This window comes from Mycoplasma sp. 2261 (assembly GCF_053851575.1).
Map to the genome: position 1 here is coordinate 1 of NZ_JBSQAX010000015.1, position 5,605 is coordinate 5,605.

The 5,605-nt window shown below is 26.2% G+C and carries 6 protein-coding genes; 3 read left to right on the forward strand and 3 right to left on the reverse strand.

Going from position 1 to position 5,605, the window contains the following annotated elements:
* The first annotated feature begins 268 nt into the window (after nt 1–268).
* The 3 genes from ACWXVM_RS03090 to ACWXVM_RS03100 all read left to right on the forward strand — a co-directional run bounded on the left by ACWXVM_RS03090 (nt 269) and on the right by ACWXVM_RS03100 (nt 1,573).
* Nucleotides 269–457 carry a hypothetical protein gene (locus ACWXVM_RS03090; protein WP_455994277.1) on the forward strand — a complete coding sequence of 63 codons (189 nt, stop codon included), beginning with the start codon at nt 269–271 and terminating at the stop codon, nt 455–457.
* Nucleotides 458–880: 423 nt separating this feature from the next.
* The gene (locus tag ACWXVM_RS03095; RefSeq protein ID WP_455994279.1) at nt 881–1,129 is read left to right on the forward strand and encodes a transposase; all 249 of its coding nucleotides are present in this window, start codon (nt 881–883) and stop codon (nt 1,127–1,129) included.
* A gap of 180 nt (nt 1,130–1,309) precedes the next feature.
* Nucleotides 1,310–1,573, forward strand: a complete 264-nt coding sequence (locus ACWXVM_RS03100; protein WP_455994281.1) for a hypothetical protein — start codon at nt 1,310–1,312, stop codon at nt 1,571–1,573.
* Between the two features lie 84 nt (nt 1,574–1,657).
* On the opposite strand, the gene ACWXVM_RS03105 is transcribed toward ACWXVM_RS03100, so the two are convergent.
* The 3 genes from ACWXVM_RS03105 to ACWXVM_RS03115 all read right to left on the reverse strand — a co-directional run bounded on the left by ACWXVM_RS03105 (nt 1,658) and on the right by ACWXVM_RS03115 (nt 4,591).
* On the reverse strand, nt 1,658–2,743 hold the full coding sequence (locus ACWXVM_RS03105; protein ID WP_455994283.1) for a M42 family metallopeptidase: 1,086 nt from the start codon (nt 2,741–2,743) through the stop codon (nt 1,658–1,660).
* A gap of 158 nt (nt 2,744–2,901) precedes the next feature.
* Complete coding sequence (locus ACWXVM_RS03110; protein ID WP_455994285.1) at nt 2,902–3,795, reverse strand: hypothetical protein; 894 nt, start codon at nt 3,793–3,795, stop codon at nt 2,902–2,904.
* Nucleotides 3,779–4,591, reverse strand: a complete 813-nt coding sequence (locus ACWXVM_RS03115) for a hypothetical protein (RefSeq protein ID WP_455994287.1) — start codon at nt 4,589–4,591, stop codon at nt 3,779–3,781. Before ACWXVM_RS03115 ends, ACWXVM_RS03110 begins: the two co-directional genes overlap by 17 nt.
* Nucleotides 4,592–5,605: the final 1,014 nt, after the last annotated feature.

Genomic DNA, 5,605 nt, shown 5'->3' on the forward strand with positions numbered 1-5,605 from the left:
CTAATAAATTGATTGGTTTAATAGTGATTCTATAGAAGTTATCTAAAACAAAAAAGTCGATATTCAGTTTTCAGGGAACAAAAAGCCAGTCTTGGCTTTTTTATTATACTTTTTACCCTAAACTTGAAGTAATTTTGTAAATTATTTTGTAAAACTCAAGCAAAAAAACAAAAAAGAATTAAATTTGAAAAAATCAGCATTTTTTACATTTCTAGCTCGAAAAGTATTTTTATTTAGTTATAAATAAACTAAATAAAATGAGGTAAAAATGATAATAAAAGATCAAAGAGTAAAGATTCCTAAAAAGGTTCAAATTATAAGAAAAGATGATAATAAATATGTATATTATGTCGCAGGAACAAAATATAAAAAAGATAAAAAATATAATATCGATAAGAGAGTTAATATTGGCAAAATAGATCCAAAAAAATGACAACTTAATAATACCAAACGATAAGTATTTTTTAATTTTTCCAGACACAAAAATAACAATCATAGAAGATGATAAAAAAATATCATCCGTTGTTTCTATCGGGCAATATTTGGCAATAACTAGAATTTTTAAAGATTTATATATAGATGAACAATTAAAAAAATATTTTTAACACAAAAAGCGAATTAATAAAGGCATTGACATTTTATTATATTGATGAAGAATCTACGGCTTCGCAATTATTTGAAAAGTGGCATATAAAATTTTTTCTGGTTTGTTTTCAATTCCTTCAAAACGATATCAATGCTTTTGCATAAAGATATAACAACAAAAAAATACTTGAATTTAATTATAGATGATCAAAACAATTAAGAACATATTTAGAATATTCGGATGACGCATATTTATCTGTCCGATTTAACGAACTTTAATATAAGCTCAAAAAACATGAAACATGCTGAATATGGAAAGCCAAATGTTGATGAAGGACTTCCGCAAATAAACTTGTCGTATTGTTTAGATCCAAAGACTGGGTTACCAATTTTTTATGATTTATATCCCAAATCAGTTACTGGTGTAAGTTACTACAAAAAAATGATTGATAAAGTTTTAAATTTGCGTTATAAATCAGCAACTTTAGTATTGGATCGGGGTTATTTTTCAAAAGACAATATTGAAAATTTCTGAAAACATTAACTTTATAATTATGGCAGAAACTTATAACAAGAGATTAAGTAATTTATTAAAGAAAAAACAAGGATAAAATATATAAAAATGCTGAAAATTTAATTTTTGAACACAAAGTTTTTGCTTGAAAAACATACGAACAAGCTTTTACAAATTCAACATCCAAGTATTTTATTTATATGTTTTATAATGAACAAAAAAGCATCATTAGAAGTTGAAAAATATAATACGGTTTTAAATATATTATCAAAACAACTTGAAAATATTGAATACTTAAATGAAGATATTTATAGAACATATGGAAATTATTTTGATTTTAAAGTAGATGAAGAAAACAAAATAATTTCTTATGAAATAAATAAGAAAAATTATCAAGACGTGCTTGATAATTCCGGTTATTTTTGTCTAATAAATTTAGATTTGTGTGATTGCTATTCTCAAATCTCTTACTAAAAAAGTAAGCAGGAGATAAATTTGCGCAAAATTTACTATATTACTAGTTTAAACACGATTTTATTTATGTGCTTTTGATATTTCTTACTTGTATTTGATATCCTCTCATTTTTCTAAATTAAAGTCTTGAAGAAAATTAATTAATAAATCTCCGGCAGCAATTAAGTCCGAAATTGCACAAACACCTATAGGGCTATGTAAATATCTTTGTGGTAAAGAAATGGTTAGAGTCGCTGCACCACCATGAGCAAATTGAAGTTCATGAGCATCTGTTCCTCCTCCCATTGCAACAAATTTATATGTAGGTATGTTATATTTTTTTGATATGTTTTGAAATTCTTTAACTAATTTTGGGTCCATCATTGTACCACGATCCTTTATTCTTAGAGCAGCACCCTTGTATAATAAAGTATTTCCTGGAATTGTGTTAGGAGTGTCATGTGATGCGCATGTATCAAGAGCAATTGCTATGTTTGGTTTAATTAATGAAACACTAGTTCTAGCCCCTCTTGTTCCTACCTCTTCTTGCACTGTGCCAACTAAGTAGAGATCAACATCAAGATCTTTATCGTTGATGGCATTAGCAACGTATTCTAGAACAGTTATACCAGCTCTATTATCCATTGCTTTTCCACCCAATAAATCAGGATCATTAAATAGTATAGTTTCACCTGACATGTATACTAAGTCACCTACGCCAACTCCTTGTTCTTTAGCATCCTCATCTGATTTAAAACCAAAATCAGCATAAATTTCATTATTAGAAATTGCTTTTGAAATTTCATTTTCTTGCATAATGTGTATGCTTGTGTGGCCAAAAACGCCATTAAAGGTTTTGCCTTCCTCTGTTACTAATTTTGCCTTTGTCCCAATTACTGTTGATGGTCAAATACCTCCAACAGGAGATAAATAAAGTTGTCCCTTTTTATCTATGTTTCTAACTAGAAACCCTACTTCATCCATATGTGCAGCAATCATAACTTTTGGTGCATTAGGATTTTTTGATTTCTTTCTAAATATAACTGATCCAAGGTTATCTCTACTAATCTCAAATTTTTTATTTCCTAGTGATTTTTTCAACTCATTAACCACAGGCTCTTCATAACGCGACATAGCCTCAATTTCCATGTATTTAATTAATCTTTGTTTGAATAACTCATTTTTATCCATAAATTTATAAACCTCTTTAAATATAAAAAATAATATATAAATTTTATCAAAATAACTAAAATAACTAGTTTTAATAATTGATATGCGATACTTCAATTTTGTATAGTTTATCTTTATGTTTTGATAAAAAAACACTAGCAAGCGTTGCTAGTGTTAAATTATTGTTTTTTAAATTCAATATAGCTTTGTTGTTTTGAATAGTTTGTAAAAGTAATTTTGAAATTTTTTTCTTTACTCTTGTTATCGAATTTGTAAACTACAAAAAGGACTAATTTATCAACTTTGCTATTTTTATCATGAGTTCTGCCTAGAAATTCAACTGTTGTGAAGCCACTAGGGCTTGTGTAATCAATTATTCCACCTTTTTTTAAGAAAACATTGTGAATTTTCTTGTCAAATAATCTACCAAATAATGCATTATCAACCATTTCTTTTGTTAATTCACTTGGCTTATTTGTTTTATTATTAAGAGTGTCAATAACTTGTTGTTCCGTGTATTTTTGTGATATATCACTTAATTTGTCTATGCCTAAAAGGTGTCTTGATTTTGTTGCTTCAACTTTAAGTTGATATGCTTCATTTATTTGATTTACAAAATTTTGCATTTTTTCCACATAGCCATTAGTTTTAGTGTAAAAATTATGGTTTGGTTTTTTTAGTCATTCACCAAATTCATTATTTTTTCTTAAAATTTGAAAAGCATTTTCACGATAATTGACTAGTCCATTTTTATTAAAATTAATTCCTTTTAGGTCTGCAGGCGTTAATATTTTATTTTCACTAACATTAAAACTATTTCCAAAATCTTTAAAAGGTTTATACATGTTTGCTAGCATTATTTCGGTTTTGACATATTTTTTTACTGTACTAATATATTCCAACACTTGACCAACGGTTGTGCTATCATTTATTAATTTTTCAAAATGATTTTTAATGTCAGTAGTTGTTTTAGATACATCTTTTCCAAAAATTTTATTATCATATACAGAACTTATTTTTTGTGTTTCAGTACTAATTAAATTTTTAAATTCTTCTTTAATTTCATCAACCAATTTTTTTTTTGTTAGGTGATTTTAGTTTAGATAACGGAACCAAATTATCATTTATATCATAAATTATATTTGATTCGCCCCTTAGAGATTCAAAAAGTTTAGTTGCTAATGCAGCAGGACTACTCTGTCCTTCTTCATCATCAGAAATTCAAGGTTCATTATGCTCTGGTTCGTTTGGAGAGACCTCATCAGCGCCTTCATCTCACTCTCAAGGTCTGGTCAATAGGTTTTCTCATGGTTCACTTGATTCAGGTTCATTTGAAGAGAATATATCTAACTCATTTTCGATATAGTCATCTTCTAGTGGAAAATCAAAAGCATGTTGTGTTCCGTCATCTTTGGATTTATCATAGTATTTATATCATTGTTTGTAGTATAAATTATCAATTGTTTTTTTGATTAATTCATTAGTTGGATCACTAAAATCAATTTCAAATTTCGGTCCTTTAAAACCATTCAAAATATTTGAGCTAGTGTCTTGATCCCTTGGAAGATCAGGGATCAGATCTTTTGGTAATAAATTTCCAATCAATAAATTTTTAATATGTTTATTTTTATGTCTAATATCATTTAGAGTATCCTTTGGTAGAATACTTTTAATAGTTTCATAAACTGATTGTAAATCATTTTTTTGTTCTTTAACTTTAGGTTTTTTCTTAGGAGTATCAGATATTTTATCAGGGCTAGGTTTTGGGTTTGGTATATTATGTGTTTTTGTATTTACACATGAAAATGCAACCGCTGCGGTTGCTATTGTTGGTAAAAGACCTAAGAAAAATCAACTTATTTTTCGCATATTTTCTCCTTAGTATTAGGTTTTATTAATAAAAATATTATATTACATTATCACTATTTTCCTAGGTAAATAGGGTTAATAGTAACTAAAAAAGCAATTAGCAATAATATAAAGCTTTTTTGCTTACATTAAATTGATAACAATGCACGGTTGTTGCAAAAAGCATAAACTTAATTAGCATAGGTTTTTTTAGTTTAAATTATTTAATTTTTAAATTACTTCCAAAAATAAAAGATGGATCGTTGATTATGTTTACTTTTGCGTTTTTTGTATTTGTGTTCAGTTTAAATGTCTTGAAAAATAATTAAATATATTTTTGTTTATTTAGCAACCCTAGCTTGCTTAATTGTCTCAAAATATGTCTTTGAGCTAAAATAATGTACAAAACTATACTAATTTTTGTTTTGTTATTCTAGTAAATTAATTATTAACTAAACTTATTCAAATCTTGCTAAATTAGGTGAACCAATGAAACAAATAAAAAATCATTTATATACTAAAAACTAATAATTTAACAAGTTTTAGAAATCATATAGGAAAAAATGAAAAAAGAATCTAAAGGCAATGTTAAACTTTGCTATAGTGAATTAAATAAATATTTCCTGGATGGTCTTTAAGTAAATCGCGAAGACCGAAAAACATGATAGAAATTAATCAATTAAGAAAATGATTATTTTAAAAAACCTTAATGACGAAGAAAGAATTAAATTATAAAAAAATATTATGTTATCAATTGTACCTTAATATATGGTTTTTAAATATCTATCTTTATTTTTTCTTCTTAATTTTAATTGAAATTGAAGTAATAGGTTTAGATATAGTTTATTCTCAAACCAGTTTAAATTATCTTTTTTAACCAAAAACAAAAAAAAAAAAAAAATAAATTATAATTATGACTTGCGCCAATTCTTCTAGACATAATTAAAAAATGTTTGGGAATAGCCTGAATTCATAAAATTTTAAGGAGAAAAATGAAAAAAAGCAAATTACTTTTTCTAGGATTTTTACCTGTTT